This is a genomic window from Pseudomonas sp. MHK4 (genome assembly GCF_054600775.1).
Map to the genome: position 1 here is coordinate 55417 of NZ_BAAIAK010000012.1, position 24846 is coordinate 80262.

The 24846-nt window shown below is 60.1% G+C and carries 22 protein-coding genes; 9 read left to right on the forward strand and 13 right to left on the reverse strand.

Annotation, left to right across the window (positions count from 1 at the left end; all coding sequences use genetic code 11):
- Positions 1–14: 14 nt before the first annotated feature.
- Positions 15–1229, reverse strand: coding sequence for a sodium/glutamate symporter (gene gltS, locus ACYP2Q_RS24885; RefSeq protein ID WP_459732905.1), 1215 nt, complete (start codon positions 1227–1229; stop codon positions 15–17).
- A gap of 223 nt (positions 1230–1452) precedes the next feature.
- Between gltS and ACYP2Q_RS24890 the strand changes: the two genes are divergently transcribed.
- Positions 1453–1911, forward strand: coding sequence for a metallophosphoesterase family protein (locus ACYP2Q_RS24890; RefSeq protein ID WP_459732906.1), 459 nt, complete (start codon positions 1453–1455; stop codon positions 1909–1911).
- A gap of 23 nt (positions 1912–1934) precedes the next feature.
- Here the strand turns inward: ACYP2Q_RS24890 and ACYP2Q_RS24895 are convergent, their stop codons facing one another.
- The 6 genes from ACYP2Q_RS24895 to ACYP2Q_RS24920 all read right to left on the reverse strand — a co-directional run bounded on the left by ACYP2Q_RS24895 (position 1935) and on the right by ACYP2Q_RS24920 (position 7470).
- Positions 1935–2828: a LysR family transcriptional regulator gene (locus ACYP2Q_RS24895; RefSeq protein ID WP_459732907.1), complete on the reverse strand. Its 894-nt coding sequence runs from the start codon at positions 2826–2828 to the stop codon at positions 1935–1937.
- A gap of 63 nt (positions 2829–2891) precedes the next feature.
- On the reverse strand, positions 2892–3947 hold the full coding sequence (locus ACYP2Q_RS24900) for an alpha/beta hydrolase (RefSeq protein WP_459732908.1): 1056 nt from the start codon (positions 3945–3947) through the stop codon (positions 2892–2894).
- Between the two features lie 56 nt (positions 3948–4003).
- Complete coding sequence (locus ACYP2Q_RS24905) at positions 4004–4948, reverse strand: alpha/beta hydrolase (protein WP_459733034.1); 945 nt, start codon at positions 4946–4948, stop codon at positions 4004–4006.
- Positions 4949–5075: 127 nt separating this feature from the next.
- Complete coding sequence (locus tag ACYP2Q_RS24910) at positions 5076–5846, reverse strand: carboxymuconolactone decarboxylase family protein (protein WP_459732909.1); 771 nt, start codon at positions 5844–5846, stop codon at positions 5076–5078.
- A gap of 67 nt (positions 5847–5913) precedes the next feature.
- Positions 5914–6387 (reverse strand): (R)-mandelonitrile lyase, encoded by a 474-nt coding sequence (locus ACYP2Q_RS24915; RefSeq protein ID WP_459732910.1) that lies wholly within the window; start codon positions 6385–6387, stop codon positions 5914–5916.
- Between the two features lie 93 nt (positions 6388–6480).
- On the reverse strand, positions 6481–7470 hold the full coding sequence (locus tag ACYP2Q_RS24920; RefSeq protein ID WP_459732911.1) for an aldo/keto reductase: 990 nt from the start codon (positions 7468–7470) through the stop codon (positions 6481–6483).
- Between the two features lie 237 nt (positions 7471–7707).
- Between ACYP2Q_RS24920 and ACYP2Q_RS24925 the strand changes: the two genes are divergently transcribed.
- Complete coding sequence (locus ACYP2Q_RS24925) at positions 7708–8916, forward strand: patatin-like phospholipase family protein (protein WP_459732912.1); 1209 nt, start codon at positions 7708–7710, stop codon at positions 8914–8916.
- A 19-nt stretch (positions 8917–8935) separates the two neighbouring features.
- Here ACYP2Q_RS24925 and ACYP2Q_RS24930 read toward each other — a convergent pair whose 3' ends face one another.
- From ACYP2Q_RS24930 to ACYP2Q_RS24950, 5 genes are all read right to left on the reverse strand, one after another.
- A complete protein-coding gene (locus ACYP2Q_RS24930; RefSeq protein WP_459732913.1) occupies positions 8936–9208 on the reverse strand; it encodes a hypothetical protein in 273 nt (90 codons plus the stop codon).
- Positions 9209–9338: 130 nt separating this feature from the next.
- The gene (locus ACYP2Q_RS24935; protein ID WP_459732914.1) at positions 9339–10997 is read right to left on the reverse strand and encodes an arylsulfatase; all 1659 of its coding nucleotides are present in this window, start codon (positions 10995–10997) and stop codon (positions 9339–9341) included.
- 309 nt (positions 10998–11306) lie between these two features.
- The gene (locus ACYP2Q_RS24940; RefSeq protein WP_459732915.1) at positions 11307–11756 is read right to left on the reverse strand and encodes a hypothetical protein; all 450 of its coding nucleotides are present in this window, start codon (positions 11754–11756) and stop codon (positions 11307–11309) included.
- An 82-nt stretch (positions 11757–11838) separates the two neighbouring features.
- On the reverse strand, positions 11839–12102 hold the full coding sequence (locus ACYP2Q_RS24945) for a hypothetical protein (protein ID WP_459732916.1): 264 nt from the start codon (positions 12100–12102) through the stop codon (positions 11839–11841).
- A gap of 175 nt (positions 12103–12277) precedes the next feature.
- A complete protein-coding gene (locus tag ACYP2Q_RS24950; protein WP_459732917.1) occupies positions 12278–12550 on the reverse strand; it encodes a hypothetical protein in 273 nt (90 codons plus the stop codon).
- A gap of 295 nt (positions 12551–12845) precedes the next feature.
- On the opposite strand from ACYP2Q_RS24950, the gene ACYP2Q_RS24955 reads away from it, so the two are divergent.
- The 4 genes from ACYP2Q_RS24955 to ACYP2Q_RS24970 all read left to right on the forward strand — a co-directional run bounded on the left by ACYP2Q_RS24955 (position 12846) and on the right by ACYP2Q_RS24970 (position 16846).
- Positions 12846–14207, forward strand: coding sequence for an MATE family efflux transporter (locus ACYP2Q_RS24955; protein ID WP_459732918.1), 1362 nt, complete (start codon positions 12846–12848; stop codon positions 14205–14207).
- A gap of 192 nt (positions 14208–14399) precedes the next feature.
- Positions 14400–15059: a phosphoribosyltransferase gene (locus ACYP2Q_RS24960; protein ID WP_459732919.1), complete on the forward strand. Its 660-nt coding sequence runs from the start codon at positions 14400–14402 to the stop codon at positions 15057–15059.
- A gap of 125 nt (positions 15060–15184) precedes the next feature.
- Positions 15185–15754, forward strand: coding sequence for a YceI family protein (locus ACYP2Q_RS24965; RefSeq protein ID WP_459732920.1), 570 nt, complete (start codon positions 15185–15187; stop codon positions 15752–15754).
- A 39-nt stretch (positions 15755–15793) separates the two neighbouring features.
- A complete protein-coding gene (locus ACYP2Q_RS24970) occupies positions 15794–16846 on the forward strand; it encodes a DUF2235 domain-containing protein (RefSeq protein ID WP_459732921.1) in 1053 nt (350 codons plus the stop codon).
- A 54-nt stretch (positions 16847–16900) separates the two neighbouring features.
- On the opposite strand, the gene ACYP2Q_RS24975 is transcribed toward ACYP2Q_RS24970, so the two are convergent.
- Complete coding sequence (locus ACYP2Q_RS24975; RefSeq protein WP_459732922.1) at positions 16901–20323, reverse strand: Ig-like domain-containing protein; 3423 nt, start codon at positions 20321–20323, stop codon at positions 16901–16903.
- 315 nt (positions 20324–20638) lie between these two features.
- Between ACYP2Q_RS24975 and ACYP2Q_RS24980 the strand changes: the two genes are divergently transcribed.
- The 3 genes from ACYP2Q_RS24980 (at position 20639) to ACYP2Q_RS24990 (ending at position 24711) form a co-directional block, all read left to right on the forward strand.
- The gene (locus ACYP2Q_RS24980) at positions 20639–21148 is read left to right on the forward strand and encodes a sigma-70 family RNA polymerase sigma factor (RefSeq protein ID WP_459732923.1); all 510 of its coding nucleotides are present in this window, start codon (positions 20639–20641) and stop codon (positions 21146–21148) included.
- 3 nt (positions 21149–21151) lie between these two features.
- Complete coding sequence (locus ACYP2Q_RS24985) at positions 21152–22105, forward strand: FecR domain-containing protein (RefSeq protein WP_459732924.1); 954 nt, start codon at positions 21152–21154, stop codon at positions 22103–22105.
- Positions 22106–22221: 116 nt separating this feature from the next.
- Positions 22222–24711 carry a TonB-dependent siderophore receptor gene (locus tag ACYP2Q_RS24990; RefSeq protein WP_459732925.1) on the forward strand — a complete coding sequence of 830 codons (2490 nt, stop codon included), beginning with the start codon at positions 22222–22224 and terminating at the stop codon, positions 24709–24711.
- Positions 24712–24846 lie beyond the last annotated feature (135 nt).

A 24846-nucleotide genomic window follows, 5' to 3' on the forward strand; every position in this document is an offset into this window, starting at 1 on the left:
TCATACGAAAACCGCTACAGCCCACTAAACATCCCGATAATCACAGCATTAACCAGATCAATGAAAAACCCACACACCAGCGGCACGATAAGAAACGCCTGATGCGCCGCACCGTACTTCTGAGTCACGGTGGTCATATTTACGATGGCGGTCGCGGTAGAGCCGAGCGCAATCCCGCCAAAGCCTGAAGCGATCACGCTGGCTTCATAATTTCGACCCATGAAGCGAAACACCACAAAATACGTATAGAGCACGGTCAGCAGTATCTGCAAGGTCAACGCGCAAGCAATGAACAGCAGAGCGCCGCTGAGCTGCCACAACTGCAAACCCATCAGCGCCATGGTCAAGAACATCCCCAGACAGACATCGGAGATCAGCGACAAGCCCTGGCTGGCACCGCTCCAGGACTTCAGGCGCTGCTCGCCGATCAGTGCCTGGACGAGGTGGTGAATGACGATACCGGCGAACAGGCAACTGACGAACTTGGGCAGGGTGATCCCGCTGTCGACGAGGACCAGGTTGAGTCCGTAGCCCAGCATCAAGGTCAGGTTGAGCCACATCCACGCCCAGAGCACGTCGTAATAGTCCAGCGGCTTGCTTTGCTGCTGTTCAAGAATGCCGACTTCCAGCCCCGCATCTCGGGAGGGCGTGAGTTGATAACGACGGATCAACCGGTTGGCGATAGGACCGCCGATCACACAGGCGGCAATCAGGCCGACGGTGTTGCTGGCGATCCCCAATTCGTGCGCGTTCTGTATGCCCAGCTTTTCAACGAACAGCGGTGCCCAGGCCAGGCTGGTGCCAATCCCACCCGTGAGGGAAATGGAACCCACCATCAGGCCGGCTTTCGGATCAAGCCCGAATACCTCGGCCACCCCCATGCCCAGCGCGTTTTGCAGGAAGATAAACACTGTGGCGAGCGCCAGCAGAATCATCAGCGGCCACCCACCCTTGATCAACTGGCGCATGTCCGACTTCAAGCCGATGCCGGCAAAGAAGTACAGCAGCATGGTGTCGCGTACTTGCAGGTCGAATTCGACCTGGATGTTGAGACCGAAGTACAACAAACTCGTGACTGCCGCACAGACAAAACCGCCGACCACCGATTCGGGAATACAGTATTGGCGCAGCAAGGTGCTGTGCTGGACCAGCGTCTTGCCCAGGAAGAGCAGCAGGATGGCGAGCGTGAAACTCACCAGGCCATGAACAGCAAAGAGTTGGGCGGTCATCTATAGCCTATTGAAAAACCTGAAAAAAATATTATCCAGAGCTAATCTCACTGGTTTCAGACCTGAGTCAATGAAAGTGCAGATCGTGGATCAGGCCGGACTCGGCTAAGGTAGTGCTGGCAAACATCCCTGTCGTTGACCGTGTGCCGGAGTGAGTCAAGCAGCTGATCCCGGATCACGCAAACAACGCAATGGGTACCTGTATTCATTCCTGGAGCCTGGCATGAAAGTTGGCGTGATCTCCGATACCCACGGCTTGCTCCGTGCCGAAGCCCTTGCGGCATTGCAGGGCTGTGAACGGATCATTCACGCGGGTGACATCGGCAAGCCGCAAATCCTTGAACAACTGGCGGCGATCGCGCCCCTGCATGTCGTGCGCGGGAACAATGACCAGGCGATCCCGTGGGCGGAGCACATCGCCGATCACCTGAGTTTCGACCTCAATGGATGGTTGACCTTGCTGGTCCATGACATGGCCGATGTTCCGGCGATACTGGATGCAGGTACGAGATTGGTGATTACCGGGCATTCCCACAAACCACGCATTGAATGGCGCGGCGAACGGCTATTCCTTAATCCGGGTAGCGCGGGGCCGCGGCGGTTCAAGCTGCCGGTGACGTTGGCGTTGCTTGAAGTGGAAGAGGGCCTGATTGAGCCTCGGTTGGTTTCGTTGTTGGAATAAGCGTTTTCGGGAAGGCTGGCAGTTCAGCGTTTATAGAGCAGTGCATCAACCACAACGCCAAACGCTGACGAATGCTCACGGCGATTCGGATAGTAAAGATGGTAGCCCGCGAAGGGTTGGCACCAGTCCTCAAGTACTCGCACCAGATTGCCGTCAGCCAACTCCTTGGCGACCATATCTTCAGGCAGAAACCCTAAACCACATCCCGCCACAGCCGCACGCAGGATCGGCACGCTGCTGTTGAAGGTCCATTGCCCCTCGACGCGCGCCTTGAGTTCGTGTCCGTCCTTCTCAAAATCCCACTGCATCAGGCTCCCATGGGTGGGCAGGCGCAGATTGATGCAGTTGTGCGCAGCCAGGTCTCCTGGTTCCCTGGGAATGGCTCTGTGTTTGAAATACTCGGCAGAGCCTACGACCGCGATGCGCAACGGCGGGCCGATCGGCACGGCGATCATGTCCTTGGCCACCTGATCGCCCAGGCGCACGCCGGCGTCGAAGCGCTGTGCGACGATGTCGGAGAGGGCGTAGTCGACGGTGATTTCGACCTTGATATCCGGGTAGTCGGGAAGCACCTTCAACAGCTTGGGCCAAAGAATGTTGTTCGCCGCGTGTTCCGAAGCGCAGATCCGTACGTTGCCTGCCGGGGTGTCGCGAAACTCGCTGACCGCCGCCAGCTCAAGTTCAATCTCGTCAAAGCGCGGGGCCATGGTTTGATACAGGCGCTGACCGGCTTCGGTAGGGGAGACGCTGCGTGTGGTTCGGGTCAGCAGACGAACCCCAAGTCGGGTTTCGAGCGCACGCATGGTGTGGCTCAGCGCGGACTGCGAGACACCCAGCTGTGCCGCAGCGCGGGTGAAACTGCCTTCGCGGGTGATGACCACGAAGGCTTGCAGATCGTTGAGATTGGCGCGAGACATTGATGAGAGCCTCTCATGGGGAGCGCGTGATTATTCAATGTAAGCAGAGCCCCGAGGAATTGGTCAAAGGGTTCTTGCGTAGAACGCTGCCAGCTTGTCGATGGCCGCGTCGACATAACGCGGGACCCAGTAGGTGTCGATGTGGGTGGCGCCGTCGATGATGAACAGTTCCTTGTCATGGGTGCCGGTGGCCTTGGGAAACGCATCCCGGGTCATGTAAAGGCTGTCGGCCTTGCTGCCCGCGATCATCAGCAACGGTTGGTCGATCAGTTCGATCTGGTTGGTCGCGTCGAAACGCATCAAGTCCAGCAGGCTGCTCGTGGTGTACTTGAAGGTCGAATTCGGGTGCGCGTGGGTCTTCCAGTAGTACTCGTAGCCTTGGCGATACAGCTCGAAGGGCAGCTTGGCGATCTGCTCGTCGGTGAGGTTGGCATCACCCGAATACAGCACTGCGCCTGCGGCCGCCTCCTGCGCGCGCGCCGCTGATGCTTGTTGCAGACGTTGCTGAACGCTGTCCAGTTGCGAGTCGTTGTAGCCGTTGCGGCGCACCCGGCCGGAGTTGAACATGCTCACCGTCGCCAGTGATTTGAAGCGTTTGTCAGTTTGCGCCGCGGCCAACGAGTAGCCACCGCCGCCGCAGATACCGAGCAGGCCCAGACGTTTATCATCGACGCCAGCAAACTGGCTGATGAAGTCGGCCATGCCGTGGATGTCTTCGATGCGATATGAAGGTTTATCGATGCTGCGCGGCTGACCACCGCTGGCGCCTTGATAAGCCGCATCGGCGGTGATGGTGATGTAGCCCTGCTCGGCCAGACGCTGGGCATACAAACCGGCGACTTGCTCTTTCACGCCGCCATTGGGGTGCGCGACCACGACCGTCGGATAGGTCTTCTTCGCATCGTAGTTGGCAGGGGTGTAGACGTTGGCAGCGATGTCCAGGCCATTGAGCTTGTAGCTGACCGGGTGGATGTTGACCTTGCCCGGTTCGTTCTTGCTGATGGCGCCGTCGTAGGCCAGGGTGAACGGGTTCTTTTTGTAGTCGGCAGCCAAGGCTTCGCCCGCCGAGAGACCGACCAACGCCGACATGAGCGTGGCTTTCAGAATGGTGTTTTTCACTTGAATCTCCTGAGCAATCAAAGAGGGCGTTTCATAAAAATTGGCGTGGGCTCTAGTCAGTCCAGATGTTTTTCCTTGAGAAAACTCGACACCAGGTCGGCGATCTGCACGTTGTTCAAATCCGACATGGGAAAGTGGGTATTGCCGTTGATGCCGATCTGCGGCAAGTGGATCAGCCGTACGTCACCGCCGTGCCGATTGACCGTGTCACGCCATAGCCGGGCCATCTTCAGCCGAGCGCGCCAACTGTCTTGTGCGGGCAGGTCCACTGCTTGTTCCGGGATGTTGTCGCCGTAAAGGATCAGGATCGGAATGCGCGTGAGTGCCATGAATTGATCCATTGGCACCGCGTTTCCCTGCACCGTGTCGAACGCGCTGGGAATCGGCGCGGGTACTTCACCCTGCGGGAAGACGAAGCTACTGCCCGGTTCGAAAGCCACAATGGCCTTGACCTTGTCGTTCTTGATCGCCGTCAACCAACCCGGCCCGCCGCCCTGCGAATGCGTGAACAAGATGCCCGGGCCGATTCTGTCGAACAGCGCCGATACGCCATCGGAAACCACGCCCATGTCGAACGGCCCGGTGTTCGGCGTCATTGCACGGAAAAACTGCTCGCGGGTTTGCGCATCCTGAGCCACTTGCACGCCATTGAAGTAGTTGGGCCACAGGCCGATGCGGAACTGGTTGAACCACAGTTGCTCGTCCGGCACAGGTTTGATCGTCGTCTCGACCATGCTGCGCCCGGCATCGCCACGGCGAGGCTGATCGATCAGATAGACGCCGTAGTGGCGGCGCAGAAAGATGTTCTGAAAACCTTCGCGGCCATCGGCGGTGGTTTCCCAGGTCTTGGAAAACTGACCCGCGCCGTGCCACATGACAATGGGCAGTTTTCGCGCGTCGACCGGGATTTGGTAGAACGCGTAGGCGTGGTCACCGTGGTAGGTCTGACCTTGCGGCGACATCGGCTGGCGCGGGTTGAAAGTCCCCGGCGCGGTAGTCATGGTCCCCCCGGTGGCGAAGCTGCCTTGTGCCTGAATCAGCAATGGGCCTGAGTCATCGGGCTGGTTGGCACAGGCTGCCAACAGGCTCAGCAGGGTGATGCCCAGAAGGTTTTTTGCAGATTTCATGTCACTTCCCCGACGCAGCCAGTGCCTGGTTCAGCGCTGTATTTGCACGTTCGGCAGTCTGTGCATCGCCGTGTGCCTTCAGCACTTCAATGACCTGACGCAACTGTGCAGCACCAAGCCCTATGCGCAGGCTCGCCAGCATGTGCGAGCGCAATTGCGATTCCACCCCCGGCGTCGCCGCCAGCGCCCCGACGGTCGCCAGTTCGCGGCTTTGCCAGTCGAGGTTGTCGCGCTCGAAGATGTCGCCGAACAGGTGGGTTTGCAGAAACCGGTTGATCACCGGGGCGAACTCGAACACCGGCCCTTTGACCGGGCCACCGGAAATCTTCGTTTGATTGGCCGTGCCCGCCGCCAGCAGTTCGTCACCGGTTGCAATGGCTCGGCTCGGCTCACGCCCCGGCGCATCGTCGATGCCACGTTGTTTGCGTGCCTGCACCACTGTCATCAGTTCGTTCAAGGCATTGAGGCTGCGCGGGAAGCCGACATAGGCGTAGAGCTGCACCAGAATTTCCCGGGTTTCGCTGATGGTCAGGCCGGCATCGAGACCTTGGTTGAGCGCCGCGTTGAGATTGGGCATGTCGCTGGTCGCCATTAACGCTGCGATCAGGGGAATGGCCTGTTGTTGTCTCGACAGTGTTTCTGCGGTGGCTTGAGTGCTGGTCATGATTTGCGATGCCTCGGCTGTTTGAGTGGGAACGCTGAACATCGCCCCAAGGCTCAGAAAGAGCGCCAGTACGGGGAGGGGAATGGTCTTGCGTGCGTCAGTCATCATGAAAGGCTCCGTCGATTCGGGTCACTGCGTGCCGGGCGTGAGGCTTCAACACATTCCGTAACCTCATTTACTGCGCTTGTGCGGCGTATTGCGCGTCCGAGACTTTCTCCGCCCAGGTCACGGTCTTGCCGTCCTCGGCTTCAGCGATGGCGATGTGAGTCATGCCGTTGCTGGCTGTGGCGCCATGCCAGTGACGGGTACGCGGTGGGATCCAGACAATGTCGCCCGGACGGATTTCCTGACGCGGGCCACCCTCTTGCTGCACATAGCCGACCCCAGCGGTGACAATCAGTGTTTGCCCCAACGGATGGCTATGCCACGCAGTACGCGCGCCGGGTTCGAAGGTCACCGTGCCGCCGCCGATGCGCGCCGGCAGGTCCCCCTTGAACAGTCCGTCAACGCGTACCGAGCCGGTGAAGTTTTCCGCCGCGCCGTGGATCGAGGGCTGAGCGCCATTCTGGGTGATACGGATTTCGCTGGCGGCCTGGGCCTCTGCGTTCAAAAACGATAAGGCGATCAGTGGTGCGATCAAACGGTTCATCGGATGAACTCCGGTCAGACAGTGAAGCTGCTCCGCAAGCGGGGCAGAAGTGGGACGGCTCAGAGCCCGGTCATCTTCAGCGCCGATCGCTGCTCATCGCCCGACGCGCGCCTTGAGGGCCTCGGGATACCGGTCGCCTTCGATGGGGATCTGCACCAATGCTGTATCAATGGCCTTGAGCTCCTGCAAGTCGAGCGTGATGTTGCAAGCGCCGAGGTTTTCTTCCAGGCAATGCAGTTTGGTCGTCCCGGGAATCGGCACAATCCACGGTGCCTGGGCGAGTAGCCAGGCCAGCGCGATCTGTGCCGGTGTGGCCTGTTTCTGCGCAGCGATCTGACGGATCAATACCACCAACCCCTGATTCGCTTGCAGCGCCGACTGGCTGAAGCGGGGCACGATGCTGCGAAAATCGTCGCTGCCGTAAGTGGCCTCTGCCGACACGGCGCCAGTGAGAAAACCCTTGCCCAGCGGACTGAACGGCACGAAGCCGATCCCCAGCTCCTTGAGCGTCGGCAGAATTTCCTGCTCAGGCTCACGCCACCACAACGAGTATTCGCTTTGCAGCGCCGTGACTGGCTGCACCGCATGAGCGCGGCGAATAGTCTGCGCGCCGGCTTCCGACAGGCCGAAGTGCTTGACCTTGCCTTCGTCAATCAACGCTTTGACTACGCCGGCGACTTCCTCGATAGGCACGTCCGGATCAACCCGATGCTGGTAAAGCAAGTCGATGAAATCGGTCTTCAGTCGGCGCAATGAACCCTCGACGGCGAGTCGGATGTGCTCGGGGCGGCTGTTGAGAATCTGTTGTTTATTGTCGGCACCGAAGGTAAAGCCGAACTTGCTGGCGATGACCACTTGATCGCGAACTGGCGCCAGTGCCTCACCCACCACTTGCTCATTCAGGTAAGGGCCGTAAACCTCGGCGGTATCAAAGAACGTGACGCCTCGGTCAACCGCCGAGCGGATCAACGCAATGGCTTGTCGTGTGTCCGTCGCCGGGCCGTAGCCATGGCTCAAACCCATGCAGCCCAAGCCCAGGGCTGACACTTCGAGTGAACCGTTTGCGAGTGTGCGCTTGTGCATTTCGATCTCCCGACATTGGCGTGGGGGAACAGTAAGCGAGCTAACGATTGGGGACTAGATGGGTAAATCGGCAAGGGTTCATGAGCTGTGCTCATTAATCCCAAAAGAGGGGGGAGGTGGCGAGCCCCCCATGAGTTCTTTTATCAGGTAAAGGAGCGCAAACTGAGCGACCTGGCGTTCGAATGAGCTGTCGCGCTCGGCTGGCGTGCAGCCGGCTCACGCACCGGAGGAAGCGTTTTGAAACCATTCCCGCTCAAACCCGGCGACTTGACCCTGGACATGTTTCTTCAAGCCTGTCTGCCACGCCGTGACGCTGTTCCGCAAACCTTGACGGACAAAGCGGTCATCCCCGGCATTCCCAATGCCCGCTACCGGTTGGACCACGACCTCACCCCGTTCATCCAGGATGCGGTTCAGGCCAACAAACGTGAAAGCGAGGAGCTCGCCAAGGCCGGGGAACCGAACGATATCCTGCCGCTGGCAAGCATGCTGGCCGTTTCGGGTGGCGGTGATGCAGGCGCATTCGCCGCGGGGCTGATTGCTGGATGGACCACCCATGGAACCCGGCCCATGTTCAAGGTCGTCACGGGCATTAGCGCGGGAGCCCTGATCGCCCCGTTCGCTTACCTGGGGCCTGAGTACGACGGTGTGATTCGCTACGTCTCCAACGCAGTCGGTCCCAAAGACATCTTTCATTCGCGAAACGTGCTGACCCGTTTTGCCAGCGACGGAATAGCGGACAGCAAGCCCCTGTCGCGGCTCATTTCAAGGTACGTCACTACGCAGATTCTTGCGGCAATAGCTTCGGAATACGCCAAGGGAAGAATCCTGATGATCGGCACAACCGATCTCGATTCAGGGCGCCCCGTCACCTGGAACATGGGCGCCATTGCCGCCAGCCAGGCACCGGGAGCGCTGGATCTTTTTCGCAGCATCATGCTCGCGTCGATGAGTATTCCCGGCGCCGTGTCACCCGTCATGATCGATGTGGAAGTGGACGGCAATCAGTTTCATGAAATGCATGTGGACGGCGGGGTGATCACCCAAGTGTTTCTTTACCCGCCTGGCACCCTGGTGGGGCTGAACCGGGCCGCCGGAGTTCCTTTGCGACGGGAACGGCATTTCTATGTCATTCGTAATGGCACACTGGAGCCGCAGTGGTCCGGGACGAAGCGCCGAACATTGAGCATCGGCGGTCGGGCCATCAGTGCGTTGATTCAAACCCAGGGGATCAGCGACCTGGAGCGCATTTACCGTATGGCGCAGCAGGATGGAGCGGACTTTAACCTTGCGTATATTGGCGCCGATTTTCACTGTCCGCGCACGCAGAAGTTCGATGGCGAGTACATGAAGCGTTTATTCGATTACGCCTTTCAACTCAGCGCGAAGGGTTATCCGTGGCATAAATCGTCGCCGAACGAAAGCCGGCCAATCCCCGAACTATGAGACTTGCGACACAGCACCGTTATTTAATTTCGGTTCTGATTTCTGTTCCGGGCACGAAAAATTTACTGGGATCATCGACCTTCTTCAGGTCAACCAAGGCTCGGCAAACGCAATGTGAGAAATTTTCCTGCAATGTGTCGGGGTCTATGGATGCCACTTGCGACAGTTGTATGTGTTGTCCCTCAGGTGTTTTATAGCAGACACAATTATCCAGTTTGGTGATGCCGTAATCATCCGACTGACAAGCAGTGGTCAGTAAAGTGATCACGGTGAGCATGACGAAGCGTTTCATTGGCTCCCCTCCGAGGTTGTTGTGAAGAGCTCACTCCAGAGGAAGCTTAGCTGTCATTTTCCATCGCTCCATTCCCCGCGGCTTGCTAAATGGCGACTCCTGACGAAGTCGCCATTTTACGCCTGTTCGCTCAGTTACCCGCTGGCATCGGCAGGTTGATGCCTTCTTTTTTCAGGACGTCACGCACGTACTGGAATTTCTGGTACTGCGACAGCTCGATCGGCCCGTCGTAACCCATGCTTTGCAGTTTGCGGGGTGGATAATCGACGTAGGTTTTCATCAATTTGATGATCGCGCCTGTGATCGGCACCATCGTCCAGGTGCGCTCGGTAAAGTTGTTCATGAACAGGTCATAGCGCTCTTGCGGGTCTTGCCACAAGTCAAACACCTGCGGCACGGTGGCCACATATTTTTCTGCACCCTTCCACCCCAGGTTAGAGTCCACCGCCAGGCCACCGGTCAGCGCGCCATTGTCGCCGCGCAGGTTGAACACGGCCTTGTAGTTGCCGACACGGGCCGCCCCCGGCGATAGTTCGTTCTCGGTAAAGTAGAACCACTCCTTGCGCGGAGAAGGGCCACTGCCGGTGAGCACAGGGGTCATGTCGTAACTGTCGAAGATGATGGGCTGACCTTCGCGATCTTTTTCCGGCAACTTCACGCCGGCGACAGACGCGAACGTCGCCATCAAGTCCAGGCCACCCAGCATCTCGTGGTTTTTTGTGTCCGGCTTGATCTTGTCTGGCCAGACGGCAATGGCCGGTACCCGGTTGCCGCCTTCACGCACCGTGCCCTTGGTGCCGCGGAACGGGGTATAGCCGGCGTCCGGATACACGTCTTGCCAGGCCCCATTGTCAGTGGTGTAGACCACCAGGGTGTTCTTATCCAGGCCGAGCGCCTTGAGCTTGGCCATGATGCGGCCGATGTGGGTATCGAGTTCGACGATGGAATCGGCGTACTTGGACTTGGACATGGACTTGTGAACGAACTCCGGTGCCGGCATGTTCGGCTGGTGCACTTTCATGAAGTTGACGTTGATGAAAAATGGTTTGTCCGATTTGGCCGCCGTGTCGAGAAACTCCAGGGCGGCTTTTTCGACGTAGTTATCAAAGAAAGGAATGCCGACCACGCCGGGTTTGCCATCTACGACAGGCGTGTCCACGTACTGGCCATTGACCTTGAATTCTTCGACCGGTTTTTCACCCGCCTTGCCGGACAATGCGCCCTTGGTGACCCGTTGGAACATCTCGCGGGTCTCCGGATCCATGTCCGGGAACCAGGTCGGGTCAGCGTAGGTGTAGGCGTTGAGGTGGTACAGGCCGACGTATTTCATCACGTCATAACCCTGCGCATTGGGCAGCGCATAATCGGCTTCGCCCAAGTGCCATTTGCCGGTGAAGTAGGTGTCGTAGCCGCCGGTTTTCAACACCGATGCCAGTGTCCACTCGGCGGCAGGCAAGCCGCCGCCCTGGCCCTGGAAGGCCACGGTGGTCATGCCGCTACGATTGGGGATACGCCCGGTTTGCATGGCCGCCCGACCCGGTGTGCAGCTGGGCTGGGCATAAAACGAGTAAAAAGTGACCCCTTCTGCCGCCAGCTGATCGATGCTGGGCGTGGGCATGCCTCGACCGACCCCACCGCCGTAGGGGCCCAGGTCGCCATAGCCGGTATCGTCGGAGACGATAAACAGGATATTGGTCTTTTCCGTCTGGGCTGCGTGGGCAAGCCCGGTCAATGACAAAAGCGCGGCAAACACTATTGATAGCCTGAAACGATCCGATAGCTGTTCCATACCAGGATTCCTCGTTGATTCATGGTGTTGGCAACCGGGTGATAAGTGCGCATCAACATTTTCCCCAAGATGCATTGACCACCGAGTCATTAGCCCAGGTACTGCGTACAGAATCATTTCCCCCTTGTTGCATGACCGTGCACGGATTAAGGCGCAGGAAGGAGTCTAGTGCCGATTTGGCAAGTGGAAGAGGCGATTGCGGTGTTTTGTTGGTGTATGTAACGCAAGGATTACAGTCGGATAAACACCAACTGGATTCGCTAAACACAATCGCCGCCTTTAGCGCGCCTCGACTGAAAACTTGGCGTTTCAGCGAGCCGCATGCGCAACATCGCCGCAGAAAATATCGGCGTTGCCGTCCTCGGGTGACGTGCGCACGACAACGGCGTACTTGCCGGAAAGCAGGTCTGGCATGGCGATCGGCGCGCTTCTGTAGAAGGTCCAGCCCCCGGTACCGGCGTTGGGTTCAGTGTTGACCTTGTCATTCATCGCATACGCGACTGGCCCGGGCTGCTGGCAACTGCCTTTGTTGATGAAGGTGTAGAGGCGCGGCGGCAGGATGGTCCCGTTGGGAACGCCGGTCAGGTAGAAGTCAAAATTGGTTTGATTGCCTTCGCCGGTCAACGTGGTCGTGGCGGTATGGCCGGGGTTTCGCTGGGTCGCTGCCAAAGGCAGATTCATCGATGGGTGTGAAGAGCTGGAGCAGCCGAAGAGGGTTGTGGTGATCAATAACGCGGACAAGGGCAGACAGGGGTTCATAGCCAACCTCCAATAATGGAAGAAGTGCGTTGGGGGGTGACTATTGGGTATAGCTCAATAATGCGGCGCCGGGTTCTGGCGATCAGTACTTGATGTCCCTGGCCTGGCGACGGGTATCCTGTTTGGTACTGCGCTTGTCCTGGCGACACGCGGCATTGCTTTTATCATTGTCCTTCCTGCAGTCATATTTGGTTTGCCGGGCAGTGGAGCGGCCATCCTGCCGGGTATCGCGAGCTTCACGCCGTTGTTCACCCTGCTCGGTCGCGTAGACGGGTTGTGTCACCCACTGCACGCCAGCGGCGAGGATCAGCATTGCCAGAGCCTTGAGGTAATACTTGCGGTTCATGGTTTTTCTCCATTTCTTGATCGTTCAGGGCGCTCAATGAGGATTTGAGCGAACGGATCGAATGACACATTTACAATACTGCTAGCGTCAGGTTCCGGTTGCCATTCAGATAAATGGGACAGGAGTATTTTTCGACGGATCAAAGAAACGGGCGCCTTGGGCGCCCGTTTTTCATTTACTCCGCAGCCTGGGCCCGCAAGCGTCGTCCAATCACGTCCATCAAATCGCAACCATCGCGTAATGGGATTGCCAGCAATTTTGAGAAGTCTGAAAGCACCACCGTGTCGCAGCCAATTTCGGCGCGAAAGGCGATGTTTTCCAGCACCTGCGTGACGGTGCGGATACGGTAATCCGCCATGGCTTGCAGGACGTCGAGGGGGGCTTGGGTGTCGATGAGGTGAGAGGCCGGAATCAGGTCTATTGCGGTTAGAGGCATGTATCGATTCATTTTGAATGATCTCTGTTTGATTGGCTCAGGGCCGACAATTGGTCATTCTCTGTGATCAGGTCGCCAAACCCGAATCGCCATTTGGGCGACGGGACTGACTATAAGCTGCATGGGATCAGCGGGGTAGGTGAGGGATTCCGAGCTTTTTGTAGGACCCGTGACGCAAAATCTCGGACCTTTCTTTTCACTTCGCCGGGAAATTAAACACAGCGCCGAAATCTTCATTGCCCCTTGCCCTTAACTCACCGAAGCTATCCTCTATCAGCCCTCACGCCGTCGAGATGGACCTCTAGCAATGCAAACCCCAGCCCAACCGCAACGCGCCCTCTGGAAAACCTACCTGCTGTTCCTAGCCCCCATGGTCCTGTCCAATTTCCTCCAGTCCATGTCCGGTACCGTCAACAGCATCTACATCGGCCAGATGCTCGGCACCCAGGCGCTGGCGGCGGTGTCGGGCATGTTCCCCATCGTGTTCTTCTTCATCGCCCTGGTCATCGGCCTTGGCGCGGGGGCGGGGGTGTTGATCGGCCAGGCCTGGGGGGCGCGGGAGACGCATCTGGTGAAGGCCATTGCCGGGTCGACCTTGCTGTTGGGGTTGTTGATCGGGCTGGTGGCAGCGGTGGTGGGGAGTGTGTTTGCGCGGTCTTCGTTGGTGGGGTTGGGCACGCCGGGGGATGTGCTGGACGATGCGGTGGCGTATGCGCATGTGATGTTGTGGTTCATGCCGACGCTGTTGGTGTTCGTGTTGTTCACGCAGTTGCTGCGCGGGGTGAGTGACACGTTGTCGCCGTTGCTGGCGTTGGTGGTGTCGACCTGTATCGGCCTGGCGCTGACGCCGGCGTTGATTCGCGGGTGGCTGGGGTTGCCGCCGATGGGGATCCAGAGTGCTGCGTTTGCCGGGTTGGCGGGCAACCTGGCGGCGATGGGGTGGCTGGCGTGGCGCTTGATTCGCAAGGGCCATCCGCTGGCGCCGGACCGGGAATTTTTCGCGGCGATGAAGCTGGACATGGCGATCCTCGGCAAGGTGTTGCGCATTGGCTTGCCCACTGGCTTACAGATGGTGGTGTTGTCGCTGTCGGAGCTGGTGATTCTGGCGCTGGTGAACCAGCACGGTTCCCAGGCGACGGCGGCGTATGGGGCGGTGACGCAGATCGTCAACTACGTGCAGTTCCCGGCGCTGTCGATTGCGATCACGGCGTCGATCCTCGGGGCGCAGGCGATCGGGGCAGGGCGTATCGAGCGCATTGGGTCGATTTTGAAGACCGGGCTGATGATCAACGTGTGTTTGACCGGTGGCCTGGTGGTGCTGGGGTATTTGCTGTCGCACTGGCTGCTGGGCTCGTTCCTTACCGAGGATGCAACCCGCAGCATGGCCGAGCACTTGCTGCACATCATGCTCTGGAGTCTGTTGGTGTTTGGATTCCAGGCGATCATCGGCGGCATCATGCGCGCCAGCGGCACGGTGATGGTGCCGGTGGCGATCTCGATTGTGTGCGTGGTGGGCGTGCAATTGCCGGTGGCGTACTTGTTGGATGCGCGGTTCGGGTTGCAAGGGGTGTGGATGGCGTTTCCGGTGGCGTATCTGGGGATGCTGGCGTTGCAGACGCTGTATTACAAGCTGGTGTGGCAGCATCAGAAGATTGAGCGGTTGGTGTAGGTGTGCTCCCACAATATGTCGGGTACAGCCGCGAGAAATGGGTTGGCAGTGAGGCCGTCATCGCTGGCAAGCCAGCTCCTACAAGGGGATCGGGGTGGCAGTGAGTTTGGGCTTGATGGCAGTCACCGTCGAACCGACAATTGATGATGTGATGCGAACCGACAGGCGTTGATCGCCTGGGGAGGTTTTCAAATGAATCACTCATCACAAACCATCCTGCAAGACCGCGCGGCTGCCGGTCGACGCCTGGTGGAGCCGCTGCTCCCGTACGCCCACAGACCCGATGTGATCATCCTGGCCTTGCCCCGGGGCGGGGTGCCGGTGGCCTATGAAGTGGCCACGGCGCTCGGCGTGCGCCTGGACCTGTTGCTGGTGCGCAAGCTGGGTGTTCCCTCCCATCCGGAGTACGCCATGGGGGCTATTGCCAGTGGCGGTATTGAAATTCGCAATGAGCAGGCGCTGCGGGCTCACCCCATTGATAAAGAGGCGTTCGAGGCCGTGGTCGAACGGGAAACCCGGGAGCTGTTGCGCCGTGAGCAGGTTTACCGAGGCACGCGGGCGCAGGTAAAGCTCAAGGATCAGGTGGTGATCCTGATCGACGACGGGCTGGCGACAGGGGCCTCGATGCTGGCGGCGGTGCAGGCGGTACGGCTGCAGGGGCCGGCGCGGATCGTGGTGGCGGTGCCGGTGGCGCCGGTTGAAACCGCCGAGGCGTTGCGCAGGGAAGTGGATGAGGTGATCTGCCCGATCATGCCCGATTGGTTCATGTCGATCGGTTATTGGTACATGGATTTTTCCCAGACCTCGGATGCCGAGGTCATCGGGTTGTTGCAGCGGGCGTGGGCAGCGTAGGTGCGAACGGTCGTAAATGCATGCGGCCAGTGGAATAAACGGCCGTTCTTTGCTTTAGTCCTCCTGTTACTCAATTGCGTGTGTTCGACACTTTCCCAAGAGGGCGCGCCGGCCCGGAGTGTTCCATGAACTCTCGATTGCTGCGTTTCTCGTCCCTGGTTGCCCTGCTGGCGATGGGCGTTCCTGCGTCGGTTGGCGCCGTTGAATACGCAGATGTGAATCCCAATGCCAGCACCATCAGTTTCACCTACAACCAGGCGGGGTCGCGGGTCTACGGCACTTTCAGCAAGTTCGTCGCGGACCTTGATTTCGATACCGGCCACCCCGAGACAGCCCGCGCCAATTTGACCATCGACCTGGCCAGCATCGACGCCGGTAGTGAAGACGCCAATGCCGAGCTGCAAAAACCGGCCTGGTTCGACTCCGCCAGCTATCCGCAGGCGACGTTCGAATCGACTCGCGTCAAGGATCTCGCCAATGACCGCTACCTGATTACCGGCAACCTCACGCTGCGGGGCCTGACACGGAATGTGGAGGTGCCGGTTCAGCTCAAGGCCGAGGGCGGTATCGGGATCTTCGTCGGCCAGCTGTCGCTCAAGCGCAACGACTTCAAGATCGGTGAGGGTGAGTGGGCCGACAGCTTTGTTTCCAACGAAATCAATATCCAGTTTCGCATGGTCGCGCCACAGCGCTAGCGAGCGTGCAGGGGTAGTGAACAGTGACGGGAGATGAATATGCCAAAGAAAATCATCGTTGCCTTCGACGGCACCTGGAACCTGCCTGACCAGGCGCCGGAGATCGACGGAGACGCCAGCACCAACGTGGTCAAGCTGCATGACGCGATCCTCCCCAGCCAGAAAGACGGCACGCAGCAGAAGAAGATCTATGTCGCGGGCGTGGGCACCGACTGGTACGACAAACTCGAGGGCGGCGCATTCGGGGTGGGGCTGTCGAAGAAAATCAAGGATGGCTATGTCGCCCTGGCCAAGCAATACGAGGAGGGCGATCAGGTGTTCATTTTCGGCTTCAGCCGCGGGGCCTACTCCGCGCGTAGCCTGGTGGGGTTGATCCGCAACGTCGGGCTGCTGACGAAAAAGCACATCGACCGCATCGATGAGGCCTACACCCTGTACCGCACCCGCGATTCGAGCGCGGATACGGAAAACGCCAAGTTCTTTCGCCAGAGTTACTCCCGGGAAATCGATATCCATTTCCTCGGTGTCTGGGACACGGTCGGCGCCTTGGGAGTGCCGTTCAAATCGGCGGAGTGGTTCAACCACAAGTACTACGAGTTTCACGACACCGAGCTCAGCGGCATCGTGCGCAATGCCTTCCATGCCGTCGCCATCGATGAACACCGGGCCAATTACGAATGCACGCTGTGGGACCCGATTGCCAAGCCCAACCAGGTGATGGAGCAGGTCTGGTTCTGTGGCGCGCATGCCAATGTGGGCGGCGGCTATGCCGACAACTCGCTGTCCGATATCCCCTTGCGCTGGATGGCGAACAAGGCGATGGAGTGCGGACTGGAGCTCAATCCGAAAAAAATCCCGCGATTGCCGAGCGAGCTGCCGGCGATCACCGATTCCTATCAGGACTTCCTCGGTGGCACTTATCGACTGTTGAATGCACGCTATTTCCGCACGATCGGCAAGACACCGTTCGGCCAGGAATGCATCGATGACACCGTGCAGCAACGGGTGATCACGGTCGCGAATTATCGACCGAAAAATCACGTGGATGTCTATCTGGCAGGGACTTACAGGCCGGTGAACAAGATCGGTTGATGGTTTCGTCGGGTGGCGCCCGGTCCACGTTGCATGGACCGGGCGCCAAGCGCCTTAGTGCGCCACTATCGGCACCGTAACGGCTTGGCCGAAGGTCGAACGGATGGTCACCGTCGCGTTCGGTGTCGGCCCGGCGCCCGTGGTGCTGACCGACATCCTCCAGCGCGCTCCGGTGCCGGTTGGGGTGAGGATCGCATTACCCAGGTTAAGCGGCCCGGCGGTGGTGGTGACGGTTGCCGTCAGCGTGTTGCCCGTGCCTTTGGACGTCGTGCCGGCCAGGTCCCAGGTGTAGCGGTTGTTGCTGCGCGCGGTGACGGCCGCACTGGTGATCACCAGCTCTTCATTGACCGCCGGTGCCGGCGTGACCGCCACGGACACCGTCGCCGGTTCCGAGACCGCATTCTTGGCATCGCTGGCCTGGTAGGTGAAGGCCGCAGTGAAGGGCGCGGCGATGCTGGCCGGTGGCGTGTAGATCACGCGCACACCGTCAGTGATGACCGAGCCCTGGCCGGAGTCCGGTTGGGCCAGGCCCACCACTTTGAGCGGCACGTTGCCGTCCGGGTCGGTGTCGTTGGCCAACACGTTGATGGTCACCGGCTGGCCGTTGCTGCTGCTGGCGCTGTCGGGGTTGGCGAGCGGTTTTTGGTTCTGGCCTTCGTTGTCGTCATCATTACCGTCACCGCTGCCTGGGGTACGGAAGGTCGGCAGGGCAGCGGAGTTGACGTAGGTGACACCGTCCCAGCCGGGCAGCGGGGTTGGCATCAACTGGAACTGCCCCGGATGCTCGATATCCCAGCGCAACAGCATCGAGGTGTCCTCATGCTGGGTGTTGTGGCAGTGCTCCATGTAGGTCCCGGCGAACTCGCGGAAGTGGATGGCCATTTCCACGTCCACTGAACTGTCGATGCCTTCACCGATGCGGTACACGTCCTTGCGCGCCCATTTTTCCCATTCCGGTGGCGCCTTGCCGTCGCGGCTGAGGACGATGCCTTCTTCGAAATGCACGTGCACCGGGTGGTTCCAGCCGTTGCCGCCGTTCTTGATTTTCCACACTTCCAGCGTACCGTCGCCAGCGTAGCCGCCATCGGTCGGGCCGGTGGACAGTTGCGGTGCGGCGCTGATGCGCCGAGAGTCCATGTCGTAGCCAAAACCGCCGTCGGTCTTGATGGTCCACGGGGCTTCGTCGGTGCCGTCGGAGCGGCCGAAAATGAACTCGCGATGCCGCGCGGCCTTGATTTTGACCATGTCGGTGGGGTTATCGCGATCGAGGGTCAGCGGGATCATTTTCTTGCCCGCCGGTTTACCGGGTTTGGCGGGTTCATAATCGGCGGGGTTCATGCTCACGTCCTGGCCGGTGTAGGGCTGTACGATCATTTGCATGAACTTGCCCACCACCGGGTCGCCCTTGTCCCACTCCGGTCCTTTGCTGCCCTGCTTGATCACCGCCTTGTACTTCTCGGACAGCACGTCGGCCAGGCTCAGGCCGTTTTTCTCCGGCCCCTTGCCGGTCTTGTGTTCCATCAGGTTGACGAAGTACAGCTTGTCGCCGGTCTTGATCCCGTTTTTCGCAAAGTTGACGATGATGTCGAAGCGCTCGGCGATGCCTTGGGTCGGCAGGATGGCATTGTGGTTCTGTTTGTCGCCATCGCCGTCCAGGTCCATGCTGCCGTCGAACGGCACGGCGTGCTCCATGATGTTGCCGTCGTTGCCGATCATGTGGAATGGCACCCGGCTGTAGGACACCCCGGAGCCGGACGGCCCGGGAAACTCGCCGCCGTTGCCGGCGATTTCACGCACCAGGGCAATCCGCAAGTAGCGCGATACCGAGCCGTTGAGAATGCGGAAGCGATAGCTGCGGGCGCGCACTTTCAGGCGTGGCTCGTACTGCCAGTTGACCAGCACCTGGTCGCCGAGAAAGCCGTCGGTGTTGAACGGGTTGAACCACAACTGGCCGTTGGCGTCCCAGGCCTTGTCGGCGACCACCAGGTTGACGTCGTAGTCGCGGTTGCCCCAGGGCAGTGCCGAACCACTGGGCAGGCGCAGGTTGACGCCGTCTTCAATCGCTTCGTTGCCGCGATCCAGGGCGCTGTAGTAGTTCATCATCACCGCGTTGCCCTTGTAGACGTTCTGCGCGGTGAAATCGAGCATGTGGTCGTGGAACCAGTGGGTACTCATGGTTTCGCGCCAGTCGCCACGGATCTTGATCGTGCCGTTTTCGCAAGTCTTGAGGCCGGGGCTGGCGTCGTTGACGAACAGCTTCTCGCCCGGTGCGCAAGGGAACGCCGCGCGCGGGTCTTGCGCTGTGGTGTTGATGGTGTCGTAGCCGGCCAGCTGCAGCGGCCAGCGATAGTCGTAGTACTGCCCCGGAAAGAAAAACGCATTGGTATAGCCGTCGCTTTCGGCCGGGGAGTGGCCGTTGTGTTCATGGGTACTGATGGTGTGCAGGCCGAAACCCATGTTGGCCGCGGGGTCGATCGGCAAGCCGTTGTAGTGACGCATCAGCACGGGTTGGCCATAGCGGACCATTAGCAGTTTGACTGGAAAGGTGCCGTCGAAGGTCCACAACGCATTGTGATTCTGCAGCGGAAAATTGGGGTGGAAGCGGGTATCGATGCCTTTGGTGGTGCCCGTGGTGGTCGGGATGTCCGAGGTCTGGTAGTAGAGCCCGCCAGGGCCGAACTCACCGACGGCGTAGTTGTGCAATTGCCGGCGGTCGCGCATGCCGGTGTTGATCCGCGCACCCACTTGCACGGTCTTGTACGCGACCTGCGGGTAGAACTCGTTCCAGCGCTGGTGCGACCAGCCTTTTCCCGGTGGCCGCCCCTCGGCCGGCGAACCCACGGGTTGGCGGTTGAGGAAGGTTTCGATCTGCGCCTTCCACGGGTTGCGGTCCAGCACGTTGGAAAACTGCGACGGAAACGGGAACAGGCCAGGCTGGCGCATGAACGCATCCAGGGCCGAACCCGACGGGGCGCTGCGCGCAACGCTGTTGGGATCCTGGGCCGGTGCCGGGCCGACCGTGGGAACGGGGAAGGTCAGGGGCGGGGCCGGGATCGTCGGGTCGAGTTTTTCCGTACCGAATTCCTCGAACAGCAGCAGTTGCTGGGTGAACGGCAGCGCCCCGTACAGGGGGCTGGGTTTGCCGTTGGTGGGGTAATTGAACGAGGTCTGCAAACTCGGCGGCAGCACGTTGTCGGCACGCGGTGTGTTGCGGTCGCCAAACGCGCCGTTGGGCAGGGCCAGTGCGCCCTGGTTGGTCTCGGGCATGGTTTTCAGGGCATCGAGCGCTGCGGCGGCGGCAATCGGATCGGCAGGTGGAGTGTAGTAGGCCGAGGGGTCGGTCGGTGGCGGCTGGCTTTCATCGTCGAGCGGGGACGCGCTGACGGTGGCGAGGCTGGCGTTGATCAGAATCACGCAGGCCACACTCGACCTGCGTATGTAGCTCAAGGAACGGAATGCGGGTGGTGCACTTTTCATTTGGTTTCCCCTTGCGCGTGCCAAATTGGCGAAACCGACCGCCCCCGAAGTGGGGGACGACAACTGCGGTGCAAGGACCGGTGCAACAGCTGGGCCATGTCAAAACCGGGAATAAAAAATGTGATTAATTAATAAGTTGTTTCAGAGTGTTTCTAAAATGTATCAGTCAGCGGTGGGTGTAATTGCGCACAAGCGGGGAAAATTCCCTTATTTCATTGGGTTACTTTCACCAATGACGGGTGGTCTTGCCAAAATGTGTCGGCTTGGAAGAAAATGAGAGTCATTATCAAATAAATCTTGTGTCGGGCTTTCTCCATGTCCTCTGTCGATCTCTCGCTGCAACAAGCCGTGCATACGCTTTACGAGGACCATCACGGTTGGTTGTGTGGCTGGCTGCGCAGACGGCTCGGCTGCCACCACCATGCGGCGGATCTGGCCCAGGACACCTTCATTCGCGTGCTGACCCAGCGCAAGACTTCCGAGCTGCGCGAGCCGCGGGCTTACCTGAGCACCATTGCCCGTAGCCTGATGATCGACATGTTCCGCCGTCGCGCGGTGGAACAGGCCTATCTGGATACCCTGGCCAACCTCCCGGAGCCGGTGGCGCTGTCCCCGGAAACCCGCTCGCTGATCATTGAAACCCTGATGGAAATCGACCGGCTGCTCGATGGCCTGGGCGAGCGGACCCGGGAGATTTTCCTGATGGCGCAGCTTGACGGCCTGAGCTATGTCGAGATCGGCCGGTGCCTGAATGTCTCGGTGACCACGGTCAAGAAGCACGCGGTGCGCGCCCTGACGCACTGCCTGTTGCTGATCGAGGACTGAGCCGTGGCGCGCGCCCAACCGCTGGATTACGCCACCCTCGAAGCCGCCGCGCGCTGGTATGTCGATTTGCGCGGCGAGGTACCGGACGAAGCCCTGCGCGAGGCGCATCGACGCTGGCTGGAGCGCGATCCGCGCCATGTGCAGGCCTGGGAACGCCTTGCGCGCTTGCAGGACAAACTCGGGCAAGTCACCCCCGGCATCGCTCGCCCAACTTTGGCCAGCGCCCGTGCCAAACGCCGTGATGTGCTCAAGGTCCTGTCGATTCTGCTGATGACGGGCGGGGCAGGGACCCTGGCGTGGAACACCACGCCCTTGCCAACGCTCATGGCCGACCAGCGCACCGGCACCGGCGAACGCCGGCGTCTGCGGTTGGACGATGGCACGCAACTGCAACTGAACACGGCGACCGCGGTGGACATCCGCTACAGCGAAACGCTGCGTGAAGTGCGTTTGCTCGAAGGGGAGATCTTCATCGAAACGGCGCGGGACGAACGCGCGCGGCCGTTCCTGGTCCACACCGCCGAAGGCAGCATCCGCGCCCTGGGGACCCGTTTTGTCGTGCGTCGCGAAACGGACCTGACGCAGGTCAGTGTGCAGGCGCATGCGGTCGAGGTGCGCTCGGCCAACCTGCCGGACACCGCCGTGCGCGTCGACGCCGGCCAGCAAGTGCGTTTGCGCCAGGACATCATCGAACCCTGGCAACAGGCCAACCCCCAGGCCGATGCCTGGACCCGCGACATGCTGGTGGTCAACGACTGGCGCCTGGGTGAATTCATCCGGGAACTGCAGCGTTATCGTCCCGGCCATCTGGGTTGTGATCCGGCGGTCGCGGCGCTGCGCATCTCCGGGGCTTTCCACCTGGCCAGCAGCGACAACATCCTCGAAAACCTGGCTTCGACCTTGCCCGTGCGCATTCGTCGATTCAGCCGTTTCTGGACGCGGGTAGAGCCGGCTTGAGGGTTTCTCGAAAAAAATCCTGCGCAAGGGTTACTGATTTCGATTCTCGTTCGACTTAGGTGTTAGAGGCGCACACAGACGCCGCCATTGACTGCCAACGGGCGAAAGGAAACTGCATGACCCCTCGTAATCCCCAATACCGCATTTATTCTTCCAAGCCATCCATCAGACCCTTGACCCGAGCCGTGCATGCCGCGCTGCTCGGGATGGCGCTGGTCGTTCCGTTGGGCATGACGATGGCGGCTGCACCTGCCTGGGCGCAGACCGATGTGGAAACCGAATTCGACATCCCGGCGGGCCCCCTGGGTTCGGCCTTGACCCAATTCGCCGGCACGGCCGGGGTGACCGTTTCCTTCGAGCCAAGCGCTGCCAACGGCCAGCAAACCTCGGGATTGCACGGGCGCTACAGCGTTGACGCCGGCCTGCGTCAGTTGCTCGCCGGGAGCAGGCTCGAAGCCGTGCGCCACGACAATGGCAGCTATTCGCTGTTGCCGATCGTTGCTTCAGGCGCGGCCATGCAGCTGGGCGCCACCAGCATTTCCGGGGTGGCCATGGAGTCGGCCTACGGCCCGGTGGACGGCTATGTCGCCACCCGCAGCGCCACCGGCACCAAGACCGACACGCCGATCCTGGAAATTCCCCAGACCATCAACGTGGTCACCGCCGACCAGGTGCAAGACCAGGGCGCGCGCAACCTGACCCAGGCGCTGCGCTACACGCCGGGGGTGAACACCGGTGGCTTCACCGACCGCAACTCGATTGCCGACGAGATCACCAGCCGTGGTTTCGCGCCGACGCCGCTGTACCTCGATGGCGCCTACATTCCGTACGCCGGCAGCCTCGGTGGCGCGCCGCAAATCGATCCCTACACCCTGGAGCGCATCGAAGTGCTCAAGGGCCCGTCGTCGGTCCTGTACGGGCAGAACCAGCCGGGCGGCCTGATCAACATGGTCTCCAAGCGCCCGACCACCGAGCAGCGCAGCCAGGTGAAGCTGGGGGCGGGCAGTTACAGCCGGGTCAATGGCGCCTTCGATACCAGCGGCCCGCTCGACGATCAGAAGCAGTTCACCTATCGCCTGATCGGTGTGGCCGACAAAGGCAACGAAATGGTCGAGCACAACGAAAGTGAGCGCCTGCTGCTGGCGCCTAGCCTGACCTGGGCGCCGACTGAAGACACCTTCCTGACCTTGCTGGCGCAGGTCCAGCGCGATGACGGCGTGCCCGATTATCAATCGCTGCCCAGGATCGGCTCGCTCGACCGTGGTCCGAACGGCGAGCGCATCAATCGCGATTTTTTCTCCGGCGACACGAACTTCAACGACTACAAGCGTGACCAGTACATCTTCGGCTACGACTTCAGCCACAACCTCAGCGACGACCTCAAATACCGCTCCACGGCGCGCTACACCGACGTGCGCGACCGCTACAAGGGTTTCTACCTGCGCAGCTTCGTCACCGACGACGCCGGCGTGACCGATTACACCCGGGCCTACCGCACCAAGCTCGACTGGCGCCAGCACAACATCGCCTACACCGTCGATAACAACCTGGAGTACAAGTTCAACACCGGCGCCCTGGAGCACACCACACTGGCTGGCGTGGATTATCGGCACTTCAACCGCAAGTACGACGGCTACAACGCCTACAACGTGTTGCCGGTGAACCTCTACGGCAAGAACAACTTCGACACCAGCAGCGTCACCCCGGTACTCGATACCAAGTGGGATAACACCCTGCGCCAGACGGGCCTGTACCTGCAGGACCAGATCAAGCTCGACCGGTGGATCCTCACCATCGGCGGGCGCCAGGACTGGGCGGAAATCGACAACAAGGATGTGTTGGCCTCGACCCACGAATCCAAGCGCGATAACAAGTTCACCGGGCGGGTGGGCCTGACCTACGTCACCGATTTCGGCCTGGCACCCTATGTCAGCTACTCCGAGTCGTTCCTGCCCACCCTGGGCACCGCCGCACCCCAGCGCGGCGGCAAGGCCTTCGAGCCGACCGAGGGGCAACAATATGAAGTGGGCGTGAAGTACCAGCCGTTCGACAAGACCCTGATCACCGCTTCGGTGTACGAGATCAAGCAGAAAAACGTACTGACCGGCGACGACGACTATCCGGACTACATGTCCCAGAGCGGCGAAATTCGTTCGCGCGGCGTCGAACTGGAAGTCAAATCCAGCCTCGACAATATCGACCTCATGGCCGCGGCCAGCTACATGGACTCGTTCTACACCAAGGACACCTGGGGCAACGAGGACAACCGCAACGAAGCCCAGTCGCCGGTATCGGCCTCGGTGTGGGCCGACTATCACTTCACCCAGGCCAGCCTCAATGGCCTGACCTTCGGCGCGGGTGCGCGCTACACCGGTCGCAAACCGGGGGATGCGGCCAACTCGTTCGACGTGCCGTCCTACGTCGTCTACGACGCCACCGTCAGCTACGACATGGGCAAACTGGACCCGAGCCTGCGCGGTTTGCAGACCCGAGTGAACGTGCAGAATATCTTTGACCGCGAGTACGTGTCGGACTGCAACTACGCGTTCGGTTGCTACTACGGGCAGGAGCGGGTGGCTTCGGTCGAGATGACTTACGACTGGTAATTCAGCGGCGCCGCGTCGGACGCCATCGCCAGCAGGCTGGCTCCCACAGGGATTTTTGTTGTTGACTCATTTGTGCAACACCAAAAACCCATTGTGGGAGCCAGCCTGCTGGCGATAAGGCCGGGACAGGCAGCA

Bases quoted from the DNA above. Each gene is read 5' to 3' on its own strand.
- ACYP2Q_RS24930 (WP_459732913.1), bottom strand. From the start codon at position 9,208: ATGAAACGCTTCGTCATGCTCACCGTGATCACTTTACTGACCACTGCT.
- ACYP2Q_RS24895 (WP_459732907.1), bottom strand. From the start codon at position 2,828: ATGTCTCGCGCCAATCTCAACGATCTGCAAGCCTTCGTGGTCATCACC.
- ACYP2Q_RS24955 (WP_459732918.1), top strand. From the start codon at position 12,846: ATGCAAACCCCAGCCCAACCGCAACGCGCCCTCTGGAAAACCTACCTG.
- ACYP2Q_RS24940 (WP_459732915.1), bottom strand. From the start codon at position 11,756: ATGAACCCCTGTCTGCCCTTGTCCGCGTTATTGATCACCACAACCCTC.
- ACYP2Q_RS24960 (WP_459732919.1), top strand. From the start codon at position 14,400: ATGAATCACTCATCACAAACCATCCTGCAAGACCGCGCGGCTGCCGGT.
- ACYP2Q_RS24920 (WP_459732911.1), bottom strand. From the start codon at position 7,470: ATGCACAAGCGCACACTCGCAAACGGTTCACTCGAAGTGTCAGCCCTG.
- ACYP2Q_RS24890 (WP_459732906.1), top strand. From the start codon at position 1,453: ATGAAAGTTGGCGTGATCTCCGATACCCACGGCTTGCTCCGTGCCGAA.
- ACYP2Q_RS24905 (WP_459733034.1), bottom strand. From the start codon at position 4,948: ATGACTACCGCGCCGGGGACTTTCAACCCGCGCCAGCCGATGTCGCCG.
- ACYP2Q_RS24970 (WP_459732921.1), top strand. From the start codon at position 15,794: ATGCCAAAGAAAATCATCGTTGCCTTCGACGGCACCTGGAACCTGCCT.
- ACYP2Q_RS24950 (WP_459732917.1), bottom strand. From the start codon at position 12,550: ATGAATCGATACATGCCTCTAACCGCAATAGACCTGATTCCGGCCTCT.
- ACYP2Q_RS24910 (WP_459732909.1), bottom strand. From the start codon at position 5,846: ATGATGACTGACGCACGCAAGACCATTCCCCTCCCCGTACTGGCGCTC.
- ACYP2Q_RS24990 (WP_459732925.1), top strand. From the start codon at position 22,222: ATGACCCCTCGTAATCCCCAATACCGCATTTATTCTTCCAAGCCATCC.
- gltS (WP_459732905.1), bottom strand. From the start codon at position 1,229: ATGACCGCCCAACTCTTTGCTGTTCATGGCCTGGTGAGTTTCACGCTC.
- ACYP2Q_RS24975 (WP_459732922.1), bottom strand. From the start codon at position 20,323: ATGAAAAGTGCACCACCCGCATTCCGTTCCTTGAGCTACATACGCAGG.
- ACYP2Q_RS24915 (WP_459732910.1), bottom strand. From the start codon at position 6,387: ATGAACCGTTTGATCGCACCACTGATCGCCTTATCGTTTTTGAACGCA.
- ACYP2Q_RS24965 (WP_459732920.1), top strand. From the start codon at position 15,185: ATGAACTCTCGATTGCTGCGTTTCTCGTCCCTGGTTGCCCTGCTGGCG.
- ACYP2Q_RS24945 (WP_459732916.1), bottom strand. From the start codon at position 12,102: ATGAACCGCAAGTATTACCTCAAGGCTCTGGCAATGCTGATCCTCGCC.
- ACYP2Q_RS24980 (WP_459732923.1), top strand. From the start codon at position 20,639: ATGTCCTCTGTCGATCTCTCGCTGCAACAAGCCGTGCATACGCTTTAC.
- ACYP2Q_RS24935 (WP_459732914.1), bottom strand. From the start codon at position 10,997: ATGGAACAGCTATCGGATCGTTTCAGGCTATCAATAGTGTTTGCCGCG.